Origin of the sequence: Lysobacter defluvii IMMIB APB-9 = DSM 18482 (assembly GCF_000423325.1) — a bacterium.
GTDB lineage: Bacteria > Pseudomonadota > Gammaproteobacteria > Xanthomonadales > Xanthomonadaceae > Novilysobacter > Novilysobacter defluvii.
This window is the reverse complement of record NZ_AUHT01000006.1, coordinates 303,636-322,526: the sequence shown is the minus strand read 5'-3', so window position 1 is coordinate 322,526 and position 18,891 is coordinate 303,636. Positions and strand designations below refer to the sequence as shown.

The following is an 18,891-nucleotide window of genomic DNA, read 5'->3' as shown; positions in this document are numbered from 1 at the left end:
GTCAGTGCCCCTCATGGCCGGTGGAGGACGGCGGAGTCATCCCGGACTCGGCCGGCATGGCGTGGCCGGCATGCGGATCGGATGGATCATCGCCCTGCCCTACGCGCGGATCCTCGGCGGCGCCCGGGGGCGTCCCGTGATCTGCATGGCCCGCCAGACCCTCGAACGCGGATTGCAGATTGCTTTCGGCGTCGATCAGGAAGTTGGCGGAAACCACCACCTGCTCCCCTTCGGCGAGTCCATCCAGCACCTCGATGCGGTCGCCGCCGCGTCGGCCCAGGCTGACCTCGCGCGGTGCGAAGCGGCCGGGGCCGGTCTCGACCAGCACCGCCTGGCGCGTGCCGCTGTCGAGCACGGCCGAGCGCGGGATGGTCAGGACCGGTCCGTCCCCCGGCTCCTCGAGCAGCACCGTCCCGTAGAGCCCGGGCCGCAGCTCGCCGCCGGGATTTGGCAGCGCGATGCGGACATCGACCGTGCGCGTCTGTGCATCCACCACCGGCTGCACGAAGGTGACTTCGCCTTCCGTCGCCTGGCCCGGCAGTGCCACGGTTTCAAAGCGGGCCGGTTGGCCGACCATGATTCCTGCCGCTTGCGCGGCCGGTACCTTGGCAATGACCCACACCGTGGACAGGTCTGCCAGACGCAGGATGGTTTCGCCAGGTTCGAAACGGGCACCCTGGACCACCGGCTTCTCGATCACTACCGCATCCGCCGGCGCCGTGAGGACCAGGCCGTTGTTGCGGAGTTGGGAGTCGCTGACTTCCCAGTTGCGCAGGCGGGTGCGTGCGGCATCGCGCAACCGGGCCATCGACGCCGCGCCCGCGGGATCGGATTCGCTCAGCCGGCGAGCGGTCTCATCGGCCAGCCGGTATTCCTGCTGCGCCGCCGCCAGCTGCGGACTGTAGACCGACAGCAGGGGCTGTCCCTTGCGGACCTTCATGCCGGTCTGGTTGGCATACAGACGCTCCACCCAGCCCTCGAAACGCGGAGCGATCGCGTATTGCCGGGTTTCGTCTACCTCGACCGTGCCGCTGGTGCGCATGGTGCTCGCCAGCGCCCCGCGCTTGACCTCCACGGTGCGGACACCCAGCGCCTGCACCTTGTCGGGCGGCATCACCACCGTACCCGGGGCCGAAGGCGGTGCGTCGCCGGCATAGACGGGCACGTAGTCCATGCCCATCGAGTCCTTCTTTGGCACCGGCGAGGTGTCCGGCAGGCCCATCGGGTTGCGGTAGTACAGGACCTCCCGCTCGGCCGGGGCCGCGGCGGTGGTGGACGGGTCGGCAGCGTTGTCGCCGGTCGTGCGGCCGATCGTCCAGCCGAGCGCCATGGCGGCAAGGGCCGCGGCGACCGCGATGGAGAGGGTCTGGACACGGGTCATCGGATGTCTCCTTCAATGGCGCGCACGGCGGCGGCGCCCAGCAGTTCGTCACGCAGCGCGTCGACCCGTGCGAGGTCTGCGCCCTGCCATTCGTTGAGTGCTTCCAGCAGGGTCCCGAAGTCGACCTCGCCGACCTGGTAGCTGGCCAGGGCGGACTGGAAAGTGGCGTCCGCCTGCGGCAGCAATGTGTTTTCGATCAGCTCGCGGCGTTCGCGGGCACGGGTCCACTGGGCCCACGCCGTCGCGCCGCGGCTTTCGACCGTTCGACGCGCATGGTCCGCCCGGGCAAGCGCGGCCTCCTCAAGCAGGCGCGCCTCGCGTTCGCGCTCGCGGCGGGCGCGCTGCTGGAACGGGATCTCGACCTCCAGCATCAGCTCGGTGCTCTCGAGCCCATTGCCCAGCTGCATCGCGCCGATGCCGACGGTCACGTCCGGGAACCGGTTGCGCCGCTGCAGCACGGCGTTTGTGTGCGCGGCTTCGGCGCGCGCCAACTCGGACCGCACCGCCGGGTGCGCGTCCACCGCATCCAGCGCCTCGGCCAGGCGCGGGCTGTGAACCGGCAGTGCGGGTTGGGCGATCGGAGGCGCAAGTGGGGCGTCGCCCGGTCGCCCAAGGAGCGCATTGAGGCTCGCGGTCGCTTCCTGGCTTGCGGTCAGCCGCTCGATCCGCTCGCGCTGGAGGTTGGTCTGCTCCACCTGGGCCCGGATCGCATCCTGCTGCGCCGCCCGCCCCAGGGCATAGCGCACGCCGGCCATCTCCTCGATCTGGCGCAGCAATGCGATGCGGCGGTCGAGTACGTCGACCGCCACGTCGGCATGCCAGTAGCGCACGTAGGCGGTTTCGGCATCGGCGAGCAGCTCGCGTGCCGCGGCGTTGCGATCGAGCCCCGCGGCATCGGCCTGTTGTCCGGCCGCCGTCCGGGCCAATCCACGCTTACCCCACAGAGGAAAGCGCTGGCGCACCGCATAGTCGATTTCGCGCCCTGCGTCGGGGGTGCTCCAGGGCTTGCCGGGGTCGAGGCCACGGAGTGCGATCGAAGCCGATGGGTCGGGCAACGCGCCTGCAGGCAGGACACGGGCCCGGGCGGCTTCGGCCTCCAGCTCCAGGGCGCGGAGCTCCGGGTTCTGTTCAATCAGCCAGGTCCGTACCGATTCAACGGTGTCGCCCGGTACGGGGGGGGAAGCAAGGACCGGCAGGGCCAGCGCGCACAGCGTGCCGGCGATTGCCAGCCGTATCGATCGCGCGCGAAGCCGTCCGGCACGCGAGTCCGTGAGGGGTCGCGGGCTGCCTGCCTCGCGGGGGGTGGGTAGTAATGCCATGTCGAGCATCCTTCGGCGGCGTCATGGGACGCGGCGCAAGGGCCAGGGACATGCCGTGACGGGCACGGCGCGCACACGCGCACTGCGCTGCACCAGGGTGCAGGCAGTGCCGGGGCGGGCATCAAATCAGGAGGAGTGCTGCCGGGTGGGCCGTTGGACGGTTCCAGGAGGCTGTTGGTGGCGTGTCGATCGACGTGGCCGCCTGGGCTGGCACTCCGTTGGCCAGCAACGCCATTGGCGGTGCCAGTGCACTGGCCAACATTGGCGGTACAGGCGGGATCCGGCCGCTGTCGGCCGATTCTTCCCCGGCGCTGCAATGGGCGGCACAGGATGGTTGCCCCGCCGCCGGGATCTCCGCATCGCAGCCATGCTCGAGGGTGGCGGCTTGTGTCGGCACGCTCTGCGCCAGCACGCCAAGGCACTCCACGTGCCCCGCCATTGCCACCTGCGACCACAGCAGCGCCACCATCGTCAGCATGGCGATGCGCAGACACAACGATTGGCGGCGGAGTCGAATCATCGGGGCCAGTTTACGCGTAACCCGGCGAGTGGACCTGATCCAGGTCAAGTCTTGCACAGCACTCATGTCGAACCCCCGTCACAAAACATTCAATGCCGGTTTCACCCGCCGGGAATCAGCACCGCGTCATTCTTGCCTGCGCACCAGGATCATCGATCCCGGCCCGTCCAGCTTTGCCTTGGAGGCTATGAGAATGAACAGGAACCACGGACACACCAAAAAGGGCGCCTACCCAAGCCTTGCATTCCAGACCGCGATCAGCGGCATCATCATGTACCTGGTGATGTTCGTGATGATTGACGAGGCAAGCAGCTTCTACAACAACCTCAACATGTTCTACATGACGCTGATGATGGTCACGCCGATGATGGTGCTGATGATCTTCGCCATGCGCGACATGTTTCCAAAAAAGGCGCTGAACAGGGCACTGGTCGCAGCTTCGATCCTGGTTTTCTTCGGCAGCTTTGCGCTCATCCGCACCCAAACCACGATCGGTGACTCCGCCTTCATTACCTCCATGATTCCGCACCACTCCGGCGCGATCCTGATGTGTCAACAGGCTTCCCTCACAGATCCCGAGCTGATCGCGCTCTGTGACGAGATCATCATCGCCCAGCGCGAGGAGATCGCGCAGATGAAGCAGATCCTTGAACGCCTATGAACCCGCCCCATTCGCAGCAACCGGACGCCCGCAACGCTTAGCGCGGTGGCTTTTCGTCGTTGCGTGCCGCGTCGCGGGCGCCAATTTCGCGGCTCTCATGGCGCAATCGGGCCGGCGGTGACTCCTCGTCATCGGCCAGACCTTGCTTGAAACCCTTGATCGCCTCGCCGACGTCTTTGCCGGCATTCTTGAGCCGTTTGGTGCCGAACACCAGTGTCACGATCACAAGCACGACCAGCCAGTGCCAAATGCTGAAACTTCCCATGAAATCACCACCATGATTGACTGAGAACGCCAGGCACGTCGCCGATAGCCCGGCTGCTGCTTGACCGGCATTCGCCAGTTCACTGCCGTATGCCAAGGGCGGCGGCTATGCAGGACTGAGTGTCCCGAGCACCGAAACAACACCCAGGATCAAGACGGCAAGCGCTGTTTCTGCCGCTACGCTCTGCCGCAGGGCGCGCGCCGCCTCTCGCGGCCCCTCGCTGCTCAGCGCCCGTCCAAGGCGGGGCACCAGCACCCATCGGTGAAGCGCCCCCAGGCCCAGCATTCCAGCAAACAGGGCCAGCTTGAACAACAGCAACTTCCCGTAGTCCGTCTCGATCAGTGCCGAAAGTGACCATGCGGAAAGATCTCCGTAGTGCGCGATACCCGAAACGACCAGCGCGCCCACGAAAACCGTCCCAATGGCCGCAAATCCATGCAGCAGGTCATGTAGCGCGCGGAGCCGTTCGCCTTCGTTGGTGCCTTTACCGCGCAGCAGCATCACCAGGAACAGCAGGACCGCTGCTATCCAACCGCCGGCCGCAAGAAGGTGGACGATTCCGGCAACGAGCCGGACCACCCCTGCTGCGCCTTCGCCTGCCGCCGCGTGACCGTTCCACGCCAGTGAGGCAAGGGCGCCTGCCGCCAGAGCAACCGTAACCGGGAACAACGCGCGGCTGTTTCCGCGGCGACGGTGCCACCACAGGACAAACATCAGCACGGTCAGGAGCACACTCCTCGCCATTGCCGCCCGGCCTGACGAGGTTTCGAGCAGATACCAGCCAAGCGAGGCGCGATCAACCTCGTCGATCGCCATGCCCATGATGCCCGCGGTCTTGAAGATGACGTCGACACCTGTCAGCACGATCGCTATCGCGGCACTCGCCAACAGCGTGCCGACCACGGCCCGCCCCGCCAATCCTTCGCGCAGGGCCGGCCGACCCGAGCCGTACCATCCAAACAGCGGAATACCGAACAGGACCATTAAAGCGAGGTATTCCAGGAACCTCAGCATATAAACCGACACGTCGAACATGCCGATGCTCTAGCGGACAGTGAAGCTGAAGCTGCCCGTCATCGGATGGTTGTCGCTCCCGACCGCCCGGTAATCCACGCGATACTCACCGGCAGTCAGCGGTTGGGATAGCTTGGCACGCAGGGTTTTGCCGTCATTGATGATCTCGGTATTGAAGTTCTCGATGGGCATCGTGGAACTGCCGTGCATCATCAGGATCTCAACGCGCGAGGCGCGCGGCAACAATTTCTCGTTGAACACAAGATCAATTTCCTGCGGGCCAGACACCACTGCGTCCGCTGCCGGCGTTGACTGTTGCAGCGCCGCGTGGGCCTGCGCGACCTGCAGCGAAAGCTGACCTGCGGCGAGTACCAGGAACAGCACGGAGGAAAGAAAGAACTTTGACGACTTCATCTGGAGATTTCTCGTCGGGAACAAGGAAGGGTTAAATAGTTTCTGGAGCAAATTGGGGATCCCGCCGCTTCCGGCGGGATCCCCGCGGCGGATCAGGCCGCCATGGCGCTACAGCTGTCGGCACAGCGGCGACAAACCTCGGCGCAGCGCGCCATCTCGGGGTCGTTCATCGCCTCGCATGCTTCGGCGCACTGGCGGCAGATCTCCGCGCAGGCACCGCAAACGACGTTGTGGGCGCTGGAACCGCGCAGCATCGCATCGGCGCTGGTCGCGCAGATGTCAGCACATGTCGCAAGCAATGCGATGTGCTCAGGCGCCGCGTGTGCGCCACCCTTGGACAGGCAGTAATTGATTGTTTCCAGGCAGATGGCGTGGCACTGCGTGCAGTTGTCGATGCACTCGTTCATCTCCTGGGACCTGTGGGCTGAGGAATGGTGAGTCATGTGGATCTCCTTCTCGCTGACGGACAAGAATTCGGCGTGTCCGCAACACCGCCCCCTGTGGAACACGGTCAGTGGCTGGCAAACGGCTCGGTAGTGCCGTCACGCTTCACAAGTTCGACGGTGAAGGGCCGGCTGCGGCCGTCGGGCATTTCCATGCCGGGCGAGCCCATCGGCATGCCGGGGAGCACCAGGCCCAGTGCGTCCGGCTTCTCTTCCAGCAGGCGCTTGATGTCGGAGGCCGGCACGTGGCCTTCAATCGCGTAGCCCCCCACCTCGGCGGTGTGGCACGAGCCCTTGCCGTACGGGATGCCCAACCGCTCCTTTACCTCTCCGAGATCGTCCATTTCATGGACCTCCACTGGAAACCCGGCTTCGCGCACGTGATCCACCCAGGCGCCGCAGCATCCGCAGCTGGGGCTCCTGTGCACCATCATCACAGGCAGACCGTCTGCGTCGGCGGGGGCCTGGTCGACGTCCTGTGCGGCTGCGACGCCGGCTTCCGGCGTGGCGGCGACCTGGTGTGGAACCGTTTCTTGCGCGCATGCCGCAAGGGCCGCTATGGCAAGGGCAAACCCGACGCTTCGGGCAGCAAATCGCAGCTTCATGTTTCCTCCGTTCTCAACGCTTGGTCCGGGAGGACCAGTGGATGTGGGCGATGCGCCAGCCTTCCGCCGTCTTCCGCAGCACCATCGTTTCGGTGCTCAACAACGTCAGCGGCTTGTCATCGGCCTGGGTGTGCAACTCGCTTTCACTGCCGACCCAGGCGAGCCCGCCCGAGACACGTGCACGCTGCCGCAGCAACTGGCGGTGTGCACCCTTGAGAAACTCGGCGTCGCTCGCGGCGTGGTGACCCAGGTATTCCTCCCGACTGCGCTCCGCGCCGCCGGATTCCAAAACGAGCACGTCGGGCGCCAGGAGCTTCTCCACGGTTTCCAAATCGCCCGATCCGAGTGCGGCATTGAAGCGCTCGACCACGTCCACCGCTGCAACCGCCTCCTGTGGTATGTCCAGCTGGAGCGACTCATTTGATGCGTGGTGCGCGCGTGCCTCGGACGACTGTTGTGGCTGGGCGGAAACCAACGCGGTGGTGCCCACGCCGAGGCACAGCACCAGGCCTGTTGCGATGTACTTCATTCGTATGCTCCGTCGATCAGTAGTCAGAACCACACCCGGACGCCCGCGACGATCCGGGTGTCCTCGATATCCCTGGCCTGTGCACGAAGCTGATCCGCGGTACCGCCGTAGGCGCGCTCCCAGACCACGCCGACATAGGGCGCGAACTGCCGATGGAACTCGTAGCGCAGCCGGAAACCGGCTTCGACCGTGCTCAGCCCGCTGCCAATTCCGACCGCAGGATCGTCCTTGCTCCAGGCTTCGCCCTCGACCAGCCATTGGCCGATCAGCCGGTTGGTGAACAGCATCTCGTACTCGGCTTCCGCGCCGATCCCGACTTGGCCCGAGTCGCCCACGTAGGCGGTTGCCTCGACCTCGAACCAGTACGGGGCAAGACCGATGACGCCAAGCGCGGCATAGGTGCGCGACGGACCGCCGCCAAAGCCGAAGTCATGGCGGACGCCGGCGACTGCGTCCCACCACCGGGCGACGGCCCGGCCGTACAGGACTTCCACGTCCGCCGACTCGGTGGATCCGCCCGCACGCTCGCCCTCGCTGCGCAGCCAGAGCCGGTCCAGGTCGGTACCGATCCAGCCTTGCGCTTCCCAGGCCATGCCGGTGCCGTCCTCATCCGCGTCCCACGCCTCAAGCCGGTCCAGCGCCCAGTAGGAGTTGATCGATTCGCCGTGGATCACGTGCTCGTCGAGGTCCTGGAACGCGCCGGCTCGATCGGCCGGGGTGATAACGGGAATAGGCTCGCGCGGCTCGGCCGTGGCCGGAAGATCCTGGCTGGCAGCAGGCTCATGGCCCATGGAGCCATGGTCCATGGCGGAGTGGTCCATTCCCGAGTGGTCCCGGGAGTGATCCATCCCGGAGTGGTCCATCCCGGAGTGGTCCATCCCGGAGTGGTCCATCCCGGAGTGGTCCATCCCGGAGTGGTCCATCCCCGAGTGGTCCCGGGAGTGGTCCGTGTTCCCGTGGTCCATGGCCCCGTGATCATCGGAACTCGTGTCTGTCGGAGTCGGCTGGTGGCCGGCATGTGGGTCGACAGGCTTGGCCGACGCCGGTTTCGCAGCTGGCTTCGCTTCCGGGTGGTGTGAGGTGTGGTCCGTCTCCTGCGCCCACGCCGGCGCGAGCCCGGCTGCGAGCGTCAGTGCGGATGCCAAGCCGATGGCCAAGGGATGGCGGCGGGAAAGCGTCATGGCGTTCACTCCTCCACCCGCACTTCGCGGAACATGCCCGCTTCCATGTGGTAGAGCAGGTGGCAGTGGTACGCCCAGCGGCCGATCGCATCGGCGCGCACCCGGTAGCTGCGGGTGGTGCCGGGCGGCATGTCGATGGTGTGCTTGCGCACCATGAAGTTGCCGGATTCATCTTCGAGGTCGCTCCACATGCCGTGGAGGTGGATCGGGTGCGACATCATCGTGTCGTTGACCAGCACGATCCGCATGCGCTCGCCGTAGTTGAGGCGCAGGGGCTCCGCGTCGGCGAACTTCACCCCGTCGAACGACCAGGCGAAACGCTCCATGTGGCCGGTCAGGTGCAGCTCGACCGTGCGGCCCGGCGCGCGTCCGTCCGGGTCGCGGAACGTGCTGCGCAGGTCGGCGTAGGTCAGCACGCGGCGGCCGTTGTCGCGCAGCCCGATGCCGGGGTCATCCAGCCTGGGCGTGGGCGCCATCGTCTGCATGTCGACCAGGGGATTGCCGGTTTCGGTGGCAGGGTGTTCCTGCATCCCGCCGGCGCCGTGGTCCATGCCGGCCATGCTCGCACCGGCGGTCGCACCTCCGGCCATCGACGACATGTCGTGGCCGCTGTGATCCATGCCGGCCATCGAACCGTGTGACATCGCAGACATGTCATGACCACCGCCGCCCATCCCGCCGTGGCCCATGTCGTCCATGGTGAGCAGGGGCTTGGGGTCGACCTCGGGCACCGGCGCCCGCAAGCCTTCCCGGACGGCGAGCGTGCCGCTGACGTAGCCGGTACGGCCGCTGTCCTGGGCGAAAATGGTGAACGCATCCTGCCCGGTGGGTTCGACGATGACGTCGAAGGTCTCGGCGGTGGCGATGCGGAGCTCGTCGACCGAAACCGGATGCACGTACTGTCCATCGGCTGCGACCACGGTCATCTTCAGGCCCGGGATCCGCACGTCGAAGTACGTCATCGCGGAGCCGTTGATGAAGCGGAGGCGGACCTTCTCGCCCGACCGGAACAGCCCGGTCCAGTTGCCGAGCGAGGTCGTGCCGTTCATGAGGTAGGTGTAGGTGTTGCCGTTGACGTCCGACAGGTCGGTCGGCGTCATCCGCATCTGGCCCCACATCTTGCGGTCTTCGATCGTGGCGGCCAAGCCGTGCTGCTTCACGTCGTCGAAGAAGTCGCCGACCGTCTGTTTGGCGAAGTTGTCGAAATCCGACCGCTTCTTGAGCCGGGCGAACAGCTGGCGCGGATCGAGGTCGGTCCAGTCCGTCAGCATGACCACATAGTCGCGGTCGTACGCGAACGGCTCCGGTTCGATCGGATCGATCACCAGCGGCCCATAGAGGCCGGCCTGCTCCTGGAAACCCGAATGGCTGTGGTACCAGTACGTACCGCCCTGCACGACGTTGAAACGGTACTGGTACGTCTCACCGCGATTGATGCCATCGAAGCTCAGGCCCGGGACACCATCCATGTTGGCCGGCAACAGGATGCCGTGCCAGTGGATCGATGCCTGGTGGCCATGGATCGAGCCGGGTGGCAGGGCATTGCGGACCCGCAGGTTGACGGTGGTGCCTTCTCGCCAGCGCAGCAAAGGCGCCGGAATAGACCCGTTGACCGTGATCGCTGGCCGCGTGGCGCCGGTGAAGTTCATCGGCGTCTCGCCGATGGTCAGGTCGAACTCGGTGCCGGACAGTACGTTGGGAACCCCTTGGGTGCTGACAGCCCAACTTGAACGGGGCCACAGCCCCAGCGCAGCGACCGCGCCGCCGGCGGCCAGGCCCTGTACGAAGCGCCGGCGCGATGGCGCGGCCAGCCCACCACCGGGCGAGCGGAAGTAATCGGATAACATGGAAACTCCGGGAAGCATCGGGATGCTCGTGGAACGAGCAAATGCCGTCTGCCGCTGAACGCGCGGCAGGGGCTCACGGCGCCATGGGGCGCGACGATGCTTAGGCGATCGGAGGTCGGATCAGGTGAAGAAGAGGGGGCGGCGCATGTGCCGAGGTCAGCGCCCGGACATTCTGGCTATGCGTGGCCCAGGCCGGATTGAAGGCGATGACATGCACCAGCGCGGGGCAAGGGTGCACGCAGGCACCGCAGCCTGCCGGGTCACAGCACTCCTCGGACGACTGCAACTCTCCGTCTGGAACAACATCTGCGGGACCGCCCTGCTCCCCTGACGCTGCCGCCGCAGTCGATTCGTGGCACGTCTCGTGGGACGTGGCACTGGTGCTTGGCGCGACGGACTGGGCGGCAACACCCGCCGCATCAACGACATGCCCCATATGCCAGGCAGCCGCCGCGGCCACGCCCATGCCGTCGACCACCAGGACGACGATCAGGAACAACCGCAGCAGGACGGCGCGGACGGACATGCCGCGAGTATATCCGCGTGACGACCCTGCAGGTGAACGTGCTGTGTAGGAGGTCCCTCATCGAATCGCTGAAGAAAGTTCCGGGATCCGCGCAATCAAAGGTCCAAAAAACCAAAGCTCAAAGGCGTATGCGATCCCCGACCCTCGCTGCGCCCTGGATGATCTCCACGCGCGCGTAGTGTGAGTCGCTCAACTCCGCTACCCGTGCGGTGGCCACCTGCCTGGCCCGGCGCTTGCCCCCGCGCGAGTTGAGTGGAACGCGCTTGTGTCGGAGGATTGTCAGCTCGTCTCCTACCTGCGCTGCACCTTCATTGCCGATGCAGATGAGGGTCCTGTCGGCGATCTGCTCGACGACCTGTCCCCGCATCAGCACGCGGTGGTAAAGCGACGGCTGTGCAGCGTTCGCAGCGCCTGCGACGGTCAACACCAGCAGACCCGCACCAAGCGCCATGCGGTAGCGTGCCCGACCTGCAACCTTCATGACCATCTCCGAAGCTCCTTTGAATCCGTTGACCCGGATGCTAGGCGGCATCCGGGTCGCAGGGATTGATCTGGATCAACGAAAGCGTCGTGCCCTACTCACTCGATCCGGGCATTCCCCAGCCGCAGGGCATTGAACACGACCGAGACCGAGCTGAGGCTCATTGCCAACGCGGCGATCATCGGGCTCAACAGCAGCCCCGTCAGCGGGTACAACACGCCGGCGGCCACCGGCACGCCCAGTCCGTTGTAGAGGAAGGCGAAGGTCAGGTTCTGCTTCATGTTGCCCACCGTCGCCTGCGACAGTTGGCGGGCACGCGCGATCCCGCCCAGGTCGCCCTTCACCAGCGTCACCTGGGCGCTCGACATCGCCACGTCCGTGCCGGTGCCCATTGCGATTCCGATGTCCGCACCGGCCAAGGCCGGGGCATCATTGATGCCATCGCCGGCCATGGCCACCTTGCGGCCCTCGGCCCTGAGGCGCTGAACCAGGTCGACCTTGTCCTTGGGACGCACCTCGCCGTGGACCTCGTCGATGCCCAGCTCGCGGGCCACGGCGTGTGCGGTGGTGACCCCGTCCCCCGTGGCCATGACGATGCGCAGCCCCGCCTCGTGCAGCGCACGGATCGCGGCCGGGGTTGAAGCCTTGATCGGATCGGCCACCGCAACCAGGCCGGCCAGGCTGTCGTCCACCGCCAGGAACATCACGCTGGCACCTTCCTGGCGCAGGCTCTCGGCCTGCTCGCGTAGCGGCGAGGCGTCCACGCCTTCCTCGATCATCAGCTCGGTGTTGCCCAGTGCCAGGGTCCGGCCGCCGACCGTGCCGCGGACCCCGATGCCGGTTGAGGACTCGAAATGCTCTGGCTTCTCCAGATCGAGCTCGCGCCGGCGCGCCTCGGCAACGATGGCGTCCGCCAGGGGATGCTCGCTGCCCTGGTCGAGGCTCGCGGCGAGCCGCAGCACTTCCGTCTCGTCAAAGCCGGCCAGGCCGGCCGCGGTGCGGAACGCCGGGCGGCCCTCGGTCAACGTCCCCGTCTTGTCGACGATCAGCGTGTCGATGCGGCGGAAATTCTCGATGGCCTCGGCATCCCTGAAGAGCACGCCTGCCTGCGCACCTCGCCCGGTGGCCACCATGATCGACATGGGCGTGGCCAGCCCCAGGGCGCAGGGGCAGGCGATGATCAGCACCGACACGGCGTTGAGCACCGCGAACGTCCAGGAGGGCTCCGGCCCGAACAGGCCCCAGACGAACAGGGTGATCACGGCCACCGCAAGCACCGCGAGCACGAACCAGTACGCCGCTTTGTCCGCCATCCGCTGCATGGGCGCGCGCGAGCGCTGCGCTTGGGCCACCATCTGGACGATCTGTGCGAGCACGGTCGCTGATCCGATCTTTTCGGCACGGATCACCAGGCTGCCGTTGCCGTTGAGGGTCGCGCCGATCACCGTGTCACCGGCTGATTTCTCCACCGGGACGGGTTCGCCGGTCAGCATGGACTCGTCGAGATTGGAGCGCCCCTCCAACACCGTGCCGTCGACCGGCACCTTCTCGCCCGGTCGCACCCGCAGCCGGTCCCCCACGTGGACATGGCTCAGCTCGATGTCTTCTTCGGTGCCGTCATCGCGCAGCCGGCGCGCGGTCTTCGGTGCCAGGCCCAGCAGTGCCTTGATGGCAGCGGAGGTCTTCGAGCGTGCGCGCAGCTCCAGCAACTGGCCCAAAAGGGTGAGCGACACGATTACCGCCGCCGCCTCGAAGTACACGCCGACCCGCCCGTCCTCATGGAACGACGCCGGGAACAGGCCCGGCGCGACGGTGGCCACCACGCTGTAGAGGTAGGCGGCGGCAACGCCGATTCCGATCAGCGTCCACATGTTGGGGCTGCGGTTGCGGATCGACTGCACGCAACGCACGAAGAACGGCCAAGCCGCCCACAACACAACCGGGGTGGTCAGTACCAGCTCCGTCCAGGTTTGCGCGTCGACCGACAGCCAGGCCTGGAAGTACTGGCCGAACATGGCCAGCACCACGACCACGATGGTCAGCGGCAGCGTCCACCAGAACCGGCGGGAGAAATCCACGAGCTCCGGGTTCTCCTCGTCGTCGAGGCCCGGCATCTCCGGTTCCAGGGCCATACCGCAGATGGGGCAATTGCCCGGGTGGTCCTGGCGTACCTCCGGATGCATCGGGCAGATATAGATGGCACCCGCCGGCGCGGGCGCCGACCGCGCTGCCGGAGCGGGCGACAAGTGCCTTTCGGGGTCTGCAATGAACTTCTCGCGGCAACGCGCCGAGCAGAAGTGGTAGGTGGTCCCCTGATGGTCCGCGTGATGCGGCGTCTGCTCGGGGTCGACGTTCATTCCACAGACCGGATCGGTTGCCGGGACAGCCATGCACTACCTCCAAGTTGGAAAGACCACGCCTGCTATCGCATTGCTTGGACGGTCATCAACCCCGCCGCGGTCATGATGAACGACCCGAGCGTATGCGCGGCAACCGTCGCCAGGGCCCATGTGAACTGTTGCCGCCCCAGCAGCTGGACGACTTCGGCCGAAAAAGTAGAGAAGGTCGTCAGCCCGCCGAGCAGCCCAGTAATCGCGAACAGCCGCCATTCCGGCGGCACCTCCGGGTGCATGGCAAGCCACCCGACTGCAACGCCGACGCCGTAGCCGCCGATCAGGTTTGAACCCAGGGTGCCAAGCGGCAGCTGCGCGTTGAGCGGATTGAGCCAGGCGCTCAGGCCCCAGCGGATCCACGCGCCGAGTGCAGCGCCCACCCCCACGGCAATGAAGGATGGCAGCAAGAGTATCTCCCGCACGAGCAATGCGATCACGATACATCGCGAACTCGGCGGCAAGTGTCCGGTACGACTACTCCGGAACGCGGTTCTCCACCCTGCGACGATGCCGGATATCCAGCTGCAGGCTGTAGGCGGCGGTGAAGGCCGGGAACAGGTTCTGGATGACCACGACCGAATCCTGGTTGTGCGAGAAGATGAAGTAGGACAGCGTCATCCCGCTGCCCAGCAGGCTCATGTACCAAGCCGACCTGTTCGCGGACGTGGATCCGCGATCCGAAAAGCCCATGGTGGCGCTTGACCAAGCCAATCGGTGCTTCGGCCGGGGGACGGTGGGATTTGCGTCGGCGCACCGGCCAAGGCCGACGCGGTGCTCGATGCGCCGAGAGCACCTGTCGCCGGCCTACACCACACACTGGGACCAGCTGCTCAAGGTGAGATAGGCACACGCACATCGAGGCCGACTGGGTTGGACCCTCTTCTCAACCTCTCGCGAAACGGCAAACAAACGGCAAAGAAGCCATGGCGCACAGAAGACCGCCTCGGGGCATCCCCTTGCCTATAAACCACTTACAGGCCGAACGGCACGCAACTTTGAGGGATTTTAAGTCCGTTGCGTCTACCAGTTCCGCCATCCGGGCGCGGTGTGGAGTGTAGCGGGCGAAGGCGCCCTCCCGCCGGGCGGCGCCCAAGAAAAAACCCCTGACGGTGTCAGGGGTTTGATCCTGGAGGCCTGAGTCGGAATCGAACCGGCGTACGCGGATTTGCAGTCCGCTGCATAACCACTCTGCCATCAGGCCGGATGGCGTTACCGCAAAAAACAAAACCCCGCGAACGGGGCTTTGTTCTGCGCTGCCCCGGTGATCCGGAGCGCCGGCTTTGCAGCCGCTTGTTTGGAGCGGGAAACGAGACTCGAACTCGCGACCCCGACCTTGGCAAGGTCGTGCTCTACCAACTGAGCTATTCCCGCTTGGGAGCCGCCATTTTAGACATGCGGCGGAACCTGTCAACTGTTATTTCACATCTTCCTTCAAAGAGGGCCACGCGGCCCGCAGGTACTCGAAGCCGGACCACAGCGTGAGCAGCGCGGCGCCCGCCAGCAGCCACTCGCCGACGACGAACACCGGCAGCCCCAGGAGGTCTTCCTGGTACAGCAGCATCACCAGCGCGACCATCTGGACCACGGTCTTGAGCTTGCCCAGCGTGGCGACCTTGACCTTCGAGCGCTGGCCGACCTCGGCCATCCACTCGCGCAGCGCCGACACGGCGATCTCACGGCCGATGATCACCGCCGCCCACAGCGCCATCCACACCGTGGGGTGGGCCTGCACGATCAGCATCAGCGCCACCGCGACCATGAGCTTGTCGGCCACCGGGTCCAGGAAGGCGCCGAAGTTGGAGTACTGGTTGTAGCGCCGCGCGATCCAGCCGTCGGCCCAGTCGGTCAGCGAGGCGAACGCGAACAGCGCCGCGGCCGCGAAGTTGGCCCACTTGAACGGCAGGTAGAACACCAGGACCAGCACCGGGATCATCAGCATCCGCAGCAGGGTCAGAATGGTCGGTACGGTCAGTCTCATGGGTTGCTCCGCCCCTGCTCCGCGCCGGGCGGCGGGGCTGTTTCCAGGCCATGAAGGGTGGCATAGATCCGCTCGGCGAGGGCCGCGTTGACCCCTTCCACGCGGGCGATTTCCTCGACGCCGGCCGCCTTCAGCCCGCCCAGGCCGCCGAAGTGCCTGAGCAGGTTGGCGCGCCGGCGCGGGCCGATGCCGGGGATGTCCTCCAGCCGGCTGGTGTTGCGTGCCTTGGCGCGGCGGCCGCGATGCCCGGTGATGGCGAAGCGGTGGGCCTCGTCGCGGACCTGCTGGACCAGCTGCAGGGCCGGCGATTCCGGTCCCGGGCGCACCTTGCGGCCATCGGGAAGGAGTAGCTCCTCGTCGCCGGGGCGACGGGCCGGGCCCTTGGCGACGCCGACCACCGCGATTCCGGTGAGCCCCAGCTCGCCCAGCACCTCGTTGGCCTGGGCGACCTGCCCGGCGCCGCCGTCGATGAGCAGCACGTCGGGCAGCACGCCGCGCGCCTTGTCGGGCTTGCCCGCGGCCGGCGCGCCACCCTCCCCCGCTACCGCCACGGCGCGCCGGAAGCGCCGGGTCAGGGCCTGGTGCATGGCGGCGTAGTCGTCGCCGGGCTCGATGCCACTGATGTTGAAGCGCCGGTACTGGCTGCGCACCGGACCCTCGGCGTCGAACACCACGCACGAGGCCACGGTCGCCTCGCCCATGGTGTGGCTGATGTCGAAGCACTCGATCCGGCCGGGCAGCTCCGGCAGCGCCAGCAGTTCCTGCAGGCCCTCGGCGCGGGCGAGCTGGGCGGCGCTGCTGGTCATCTCGCTTGCCAGCGTGATCTGGGCGTTGCGGGCGGCCATGTCCAGGTAGCGGGCGCGGTCGCCGCGCACCCGGTGTCGAAGCTGGACCCGCCGCTCGCCGGTGGTCGACAGGGCTTCCTCGAGCAGCTCCCGGTCGGGGATGTCGCGGTCGATCACGATCTCCGACGGGGGCAGTTGCTCGCCATAGTGCTGGGACACGAAGGCGGCCAGCACTTCCGCGGGATCCTCCACGCCGTTGGTCTTCGGGAAGAACGAGCGCGTGCCCAGGTTCCGCCCGTCGCGAAAGCTCAGCAGCACCACGCAGGCGCTGGCGCCCTGCATGGCGATCGCCAGCACGTCCAGGTCGGCCGCGCGGCCATCGACGTACTGGCGGGCCTGCAGGGTGCGGATGGAGCTGATCAGGTCGCGAAGGCGGGCGGCCTCCTCGAAGTCCAGCCGGGTGCTGGCGTGCTCCATCTGCTTGCCCAGCTCGTCGGTCAGCTGGTCACTGCGGCCTTCCAGCAGCAGCGTGGCCTGGCGGACGCTCTCGGCGTAGTCGCGGGCATGCACCAGCCCCACGCAGGGCGCGCTGCAGCGGCCGATCTGGTACTGCAGGCAGGGCCGGCTGCGGTTGCGGAAGACGCTGTCCTCGCAGCTGCGCAGCTTGAACAGCTTGTGGATCAGGTTGAGCGTGTCGCGCACCGCGCCGACGCTGGCGTACGGCCCGAAGTAGCGGCCCGGGGTGGAGCGCGGCCCGCGGTGCATGGCGATCCGCGGCCACTGCTCGCGGGTCATCAGCACGTACGGGTAGCTCTTGTCGTCGCGCAGCAGCACGTTGTAGCGCGGCTTGAGCGACTTGATCAGCTCGTTCTCGAGGATCAGCGCCTCGGACTCGGTCCGGGTGACGGTGACCTCCATCCGCACCGTCTGCGCCAGCATCGACATGATGCGGGCGGACTTGGGCGTGGCGTTGAAGTAGCTGCCCACGCGGTTGCGCAGCGCGCTGGCCTTGCCGACGTACAGCGCCTGGTCGTCGGCGCCGATCATGCGGTAGACGCCCGGCGCGGTGCTCAGCTCGCGGGCGAAGGCCTTGCCGTCGAACGGCGGCGGATCGGGCGTCGGGGGCGGCTTCTGCTGCATGGATGGCGGCCATTATCGCCCGTCCGGGCCCACTCCCGCCTGCGCCGTTCAGGCGGCGGCGGGTGGCGCCCGGCCCTCGTGGGCTGCAATGATCCGGCCATGGCGCCTGCCGAACCGACCTCCCCCCGCGCGCTCGCGCTGGCCCGCCGCAAGCGCATCGCCGTCGCCATGCTGGTGGCGGCCGCGCTGGTGTTCATCGCCGGCAGCTGGCTCGAGCTGCGGTCGCCGCACTGGGGCTTCAGCCTGGTGGTCGCCATGGCCGAGGCGGCGATGATCGGCGGGCTGGCCGACTGGTTCGCGGTGGTCGCGCTGTTCCGCCACCCGCTGGGCCAGCGCTGGATCCCGCACACCGCGATCATCCCGCGGCGCAAGGCGCAGCTGGGCCGCGCCCTGGCCGACTTCATCTGCGAGCACTTCCTGGAGCGCCGCGAGGTGGTCCGCAAGCTGGAGGAGTTCGACCCGGCCTGGAGGATGGCCAACGCGCTGGCCGACCCGCGGCACGCGCAAAAGGCGGGTGCCCTGGTGGTCCAGCTGTCACCGCACGTGCTCGCCCTGCTCGACAGCGAACGGCTGCACGGCTTCCTGCAGCGCCTGACCCGCGAACAGCTGCAGCGCATGGATCTGGCCGGCCTGTCGGCGCAGGTGCTCCGGCTGATGACCCACGAGCGCCGGCACCAGGCCCTGCTGGACAGCGTGCTGCGCGATCTGGGCGCCTTCCTCGCCGACCCCGCGACCCAGGAGATGGTGGCGGCGCGGATCAGTCCGCAGATGTGGTCGGTCCTGCGGATCACCGGGTTGGACGAGCCGGTCGCACGCAAGCTGGCCGGCAAGGTCGTGGCCGGGGTGGCCGACCTGGTCGCGCAGATGGCAGCCGACCCGCACCACGAGATGCGGCTGCGCTTCGACCACTACGTCGAGGATTTCATCGAGCGCCTCCACCACGACGATGCCCTGCGCGCCCGGGTCGGGGAGCTGCGCGACCGCCTGCTGGACGACCCCGCCCTGCCCCGCTACATCCACGGCCTGTGGAACCAGCTCCTGGCCTGGCTGGAGGCCGACCTCCAGCGGGAGGATTCGCGCATCGCGGCCCGCGCCACTCGCGCCGCGCAGGTGCTGGGCGAGCGGCTGGTGGAGGACGCGGCGATGCGCGAGTGGATCAACCGCTGGCTCGCCGACACCCTCGGCCCGCTGGTGGAGCGCTACCGCGGAGGGATCCGCGACTTCATCGTCGAGCGCGTCGGGCGCTGGGACACCGATGAGCTGGTGCGCGAGCTGGAGCTGAGCGTGGGCAGCGACCTGCAGTACATCCGCTACAACGGGACCGCGATCGGCGCGCTGATCGGCGGGCTGCTGTTCGGGATCGTGCAGCTGCTTGCCTGGCTGGCCTGAGCCGGGGGTCAAGGCCGCCG

General features: G+C 67.1%; 19 protein-coding genes, 2 tRNA genes and 1 pseudogene. 3 read left to right on the top strand and 19 right to left on the bottom strand.

Features of this window, described 5'->3' with window-relative positions; genetic code table 11:
- Window position 1 precedes the first annotated feature (1 nt).
- Both G545_RS0105980 and G545_RS0105975 read right to left on the bottom strand, forming a co-directional pair.
- On the bottom strand, window positions 2-1,381 hold the full coding sequence (locus G545_RS0105980) for an efflux RND transporter periplasmic adaptor subunit (protein WP_027069592.1): 1,380 nt from the start codon (window positions 1,379-1,381) through the stop codon (window positions 2-4).
- Entirely contained in the window at window positions 1,378-2,700 is a 1,323-nt protein-coding gene (locus G545_RS0105975) for a TolC family protein (protein WP_081677750.1), read from the bottom strand. The genes G545_RS0105980 and G545_RS0105975 overlap by 4 nt, the downstream gene beginning before the upstream one ends.
- A 182-nt stretch (window positions 2,701-2,882) precedes the next feature.
- Between G545_RS0105975 and G545_RS15935 the strand changes: the two genes are divergently transcribed.
- Window positions 2,883-3,881, top strand: coding sequence for a DUF305 domain-containing protein (locus G545_RS15935; RefSeq protein ID WP_231553139.1), 999 nt, complete (start codon window positions 2,883-2,885; stop codon window positions 3,879-3,881).
- Window positions 3,882-3,918: 37 nt separating this feature from the next.
- Here G545_RS15935 and tatA read toward each other — a convergent pair whose 3' ends face one another.
- From tatA to G545_RS13760, 13 genes and pseudogenes are all read right to left on the bottom strand, one after another.
- On the bottom strand, window positions 3,919-4,146 hold the full coding sequence (tatA, locus tag G545_RS0105965; RefSeq protein ID WP_027069589.1) for a Sec-independent protein translocase subunit TatA: 228 nt from the start codon (window positions 4,144-4,146) through the stop codon (window positions 3,919-3,921).
- 105 nt (window positions 4,147-4,251) lie between these two features.
- Window positions 4,252-5,181 (bottom strand): copper homeostasis membrane protein CopD, encoded by a 930-nt coding sequence (gene copD / locus G545_RS0105960; RefSeq protein ID WP_027069588.1) that lies wholly within the window; start codon window positions 5,179-5,181, stop codon window positions 4,252-4,254.
- A gap of 9 nt (window positions 5,182-5,190) precedes the next feature.
- The gene (gene copC / locus G545_RS0105955) at window positions 5,191-5,574 is read right to left on the bottom strand and encodes a copper homeostasis periplasmic binding protein CopC (protein ID WP_027069587.1); all 384 of its coding nucleotides are present in this window, start codon (window positions 5,572-5,574) and stop codon (window positions 5,191-5,193) included.
- 92 nt (window positions 5,575-5,666) lie between these two features.
- Window positions 5,667-5,981, bottom strand: a complete 315-nt coding sequence (locus G545_RS0105950) for a four-helix bundle copper-binding protein (protein WP_231553138.1) — start codon at window positions 5,979-5,981, stop codon at window positions 5,667-5,669.
- A gap of 104 nt (window positions 5,982-6,085) precedes the next feature.
- The gene (locus G545_RS0105945; protein ID WP_231553137.1) at window positions 6,086-6,622 is read right to left on the bottom strand and encodes a DUF411 domain-containing protein; all 537 of its coding nucleotides are present in this window, start codon (window positions 6,620-6,622) and stop codon (window positions 6,086-6,088) included.
- Between the two features lie 13 nt (window positions 6,623-6,635).
- On the bottom strand, window positions 6,636-7,151 hold the full coding sequence (locus tag G545_RS0105940) for a YybH family protein (RefSeq protein WP_052106458.1): 516 nt from the start codon (window positions 7,149-7,151) through the stop codon (window positions 6,636-6,638).
- 23 nt (window positions 7,152-7,174) lie between these two features.
- Window positions 7,175-8,332 carry a copper resistance protein B gene (locus G545_RS0105935; protein ID WP_027069583.1) on the bottom strand — a complete coding sequence of 386 codons (1,158 nt, stop codon included), beginning with the start codon at window positions 8,330-8,332 and terminating at the stop codon, window positions 7,175-7,177.
- A gap of 5 nt (window positions 8,333-8,337) precedes the next feature.
- Window positions 8,338-10,179: a copper resistance system multicopper oxidase gene (locus G545_RS0105930; RefSeq protein ID WP_027069582.1), complete on the bottom strand. Its 1,842-nt coding sequence runs from the start codon at window positions 10,177-10,179 to the stop codon at window positions 8,338-8,340.
- A gap of 100 nt (window positions 10,180-10,279) precedes the next feature.
- Window positions 10,280-10,705, bottom strand: coding sequence for a CopL family metal-binding regulatory protein (locus tag G545_RS0105925; RefSeq protein WP_027069581.1), 426 nt, complete (start codon window positions 10,703-10,705; stop codon window positions 10,280-10,282).
- A 118-nt stretch (window positions 10,706-10,823) separates the two neighbouring features.
- Window positions 10,824-11,192 (bottom strand): hypothetical protein, encoded by a 369-nt coding sequence (locus G545_RS14975; RefSeq protein ID WP_052106457.1) that lies wholly within the window; start codon window positions 11,190-11,192, stop codon window positions 10,824-10,826.
- 92 nt (window positions 11,193-11,284) lie between these two features.
- A complete protein-coding gene (locus G545_RS0105915) occupies window positions 11,285-13,576 on the bottom strand; it encodes a heavy metal translocating P-type ATPase (RefSeq protein WP_081677749.1) in 2,292 nt (763 codons plus the stop codon).
- A gap of 32 nt (window positions 13,577-13,608) precedes the next feature.
- Window positions 13,609-14,016, bottom strand: coding sequence for a fluoride efflux transporter CrcB (gene crcB / locus G545_RS0105910; protein WP_231553206.1), 408 nt, complete (start codon window positions 14,014-14,016; stop codon window positions 13,609-13,611).
- A 37-nt stretch (window positions 14,017-14,053) separates the two neighbouring features.
- Window positions 14,054-14,233: pseudogene (locus G545_RS13760) on the bottom strand (lipid-A-disaccharide synthase N-terminal domain-containing protein); the annotation flags it as partial.
- Between G545_RS13760 and G545_RS15235 the strand changes: the two are divergent.
- Window positions 14,217-14,423 carry a DUF4113 domain-containing protein gene (locus G545_RS15235; protein WP_081677765.1) on the top strand — a complete coding sequence of 69 codons (207 nt, stop codon included), beginning with the start codon at window positions 14,217-14,219 and terminating at the stop codon, window positions 14,421-14,423. The pseudogene G545_RS13760 and the gene G545_RS15235 overlap by 17 nt on opposite strands.
- A 283-nt stretch (window positions 14,424-14,706) precedes the next feature.
- On the opposite strand, the gene G545_RS0105900 is transcribed toward G545_RS15235, so the two are convergent.
- The 4 genes from G545_RS0105900 to uvrC form a co-directional block, all read right to left on the bottom strand.
- A tRNA-Cys gene (locus G545_RS0105900) sits at window positions 14,707-14,780 on the bottom strand.
- A 94-nt stretch (window positions 14,781-14,874) separates the two neighbouring features.
- Window positions 14,875-14,950 (bottom strand) — tRNA-Gly (locus G545_RS0105895).
- 43 nt (window positions 14,951-14,993) lie between these two features.
- Window positions 14,994-15,557: a CDP-diacylglycerol--glycerol-3-phosphate 3-phosphatidyltransferase gene (pgsA, locus tag G545_RS13755; RefSeq protein WP_036137564.1), complete on the bottom strand. Its 564-nt coding sequence runs from the start codon at window positions 15,555-15,557 to the stop codon at window positions 14,994-14,996.
- Window positions 15,554-17,482, bottom strand: coding sequence for an excinuclease ABC subunit UvrC (gene uvrC, locus G545_RS0105885; protein WP_027069578.1), 1,929 nt, complete (start codon window positions 17,480-17,482; stop codon window positions 15,554-15,556). Before uvrC ends, pgsA begins: the two co-directional genes overlap by 4 nt.
- Before the next feature lie 99 nt (window positions 17,483-17,581).
- Between uvrC and G545_RS0105880 the strand changes: the two genes are divergently transcribed.
- Complete coding sequence (locus G545_RS0105880) at window positions 17,582-18,871, top strand: DUF445 domain-containing protein (protein WP_052106815.1); 1,290 nt, start codon at window positions 17,582-17,584, stop codon at window positions 18,869-18,871.
- Window positions 18,872-18,891 lie beyond the last annotated feature (20 nt).

Excerpts from the sequence above, each read along its gene's own strand:
- G545_RS0105980 (WP_027069592.1), bottom strand. The coding sequence starts at position 1,381 with ATGACCCGTGTCCAGACCCTCTCCATCGCGGTCGCCGCGGCCCTTGCC.
- G545_RS0105975 (WP_081677750.1), bottom strand. The coding sequence starts at position 2,700 with ATGGCATTACTACCCACCCCCCGCGAGGCAGGCAGCCCGCGACCCCTC.
- tatA (WP_027069589.1), bottom strand. The coding sequence starts at position 4,146 with ATGGGAAGTTTCAGCATTTGGCACTGGCTGGTCGTGCTTGTGATCGTG.
- copD (WP_027069588.1), bottom strand. The coding sequence starts at position 5,181 with ATGTTCGACGTGTCGGTTTATATGCTGAGGTTCCTGGAATACCTCGCT.
- copC (WP_027069587.1), bottom strand. The coding sequence starts at position 5,574 with ATGAAGTCGTCAAAGTTCTTTCTTTCCTCCGTGCTGTTCCTGGTACTC.
- G545_RS0105950 (WP_231553138.1), bottom strand. The coding sequence starts at position 5,981 with ATGAACGAGTGCATCGACAACTGCACGCAGTGCCACGCCATCTGCCTG.
- G545_RS0105945 (WP_231553137.1), bottom strand. The coding sequence starts at position 6,622 with ATGAAGCTGCGATTTGCTGCCCGAAGCGTCGGGTTTGCCCTTGCCATA.
- G545_RS0105940 (WP_052106458.1), bottom strand. The coding sequence starts at position 7,151 with ATGAAGTACATCGCAACAGGCCTGGTGCTGTGCCTCGGCGTGGGCACC.
- G545_RS0105935 (WP_027069583.1), bottom strand. The coding sequence starts at position 8,332 with ATGACGCTTTCCCGCCGCCATCCCTTGGCCATCGGCTTGGCATCCGCA.
- G545_RS0105930 (WP_027069582.1), bottom strand. The coding sequence starts at position 10,179 with ATGTTATCCGATTACTTCCGCTCGCCCGGTGGTGGGCTGGCCGCGCCA.
- G545_RS0105925 (WP_027069581.1), bottom strand. The coding sequence starts at position 10,705 with ATGTCCGTCCGCGCCGTCCTGCTGCGGTTGTTCCTGATCGTCGTCCTG.
- G545_RS14975 (WP_052106457.1), bottom strand. The coding sequence starts at position 11,192 with ATGGTCATGAAGGTTGCAGGTCGGGCACGCTACCGCATGGCGCTTGGT.
- G545_RS0105915 (WP_081677749.1), bottom strand. The coding sequence starts at position 13,576 with ATGGCTGTCCCGGCAACCGATCCGGTCTGTGGAATGAACGTCGACCCC.
- G545_RS15235 (WP_081677765.1), top strand. The coding sequence starts at position 14,217 with ATGTACCAAGCCGACCTGTTCGCGGACGTGGATCCGCGATCCGAAAAG.
- pgsA (WP_036137564.1), bottom strand. The coding sequence starts at position 15,557 with ATGAGACTGACCGTACCGACCATTCTGACCCTGCTGCGGATGCTGATG.
- uvrC (WP_027069578.1), bottom strand. The coding sequence starts at position 17,482 with ATGCAGCAGAAGCCGCCCCCGACGCCCGATCCGCCGCCGTTCGACGGC.
- G545_RS0105880 (WP_052106815.1), top strand. The coding sequence starts at position 17,582 with ATGGCGCCTGCCGAACCGACCTCCCCCCGCGCGCTCGCGCTGGCCCGC.